The organism is Pseudomonas agronomica, assembly GCF_025917275.1.
Classification (GTDB): domain Bacteria; phylum Pseudomonadota; class Gammaproteobacteria; order Pseudomonadales; family Pseudomonadaceae; genus Aquipseudomonas; species Aquipseudomonas agronomica.
Genome location: NZ_JAOSHO010001119.1, coordinates 1 through 279, shown reverse-complemented (window position 1 = coordinate 279; position 279 = coordinate 1). Strand labels below are relative to the sequence as shown.

1 pseudogene is annotated in these 279 nt (G+C 59.5%); it reads right to left on the bottom strand.

From position 1 onward, the window contains the following. Positions 1 to 205 (bottom strand): annotated as a pseudogene (locus tag OC610_RS29185) (alpha/beta fold hydrolase); the annotation flags it as partial. Between the last annotated feature and the right edge of the window lie 74 nt (positions 206 to 279).

Sequence of the window (279 nt, the reverse complement as noted above, 5' to 3'; positions counted from 1 at the left end):
GAGACCAACCTCCCAGCCATGCGTCTTGGGGCAACGAGTCATCCAGCTCATCAAGCCATTCCGTCAGATTGCTCGAAGTCAGCGCCGGCAAGGGCTCGATTTCCACCTGCAGATGTTCGTCCAGCCCTTGCAGCGCCGCGGCGAGAGGTTCAAGGGGCGAAACGCCCAAGCCCCAACCGGGCAGCAATATCAGTCGATCACGCATGGCTTGGCTCCGGTCCCAGTTGGACAAAACACTCTGCCAGTGCCTCTAACAATAGTTGCACCTGGGCTTCGCTG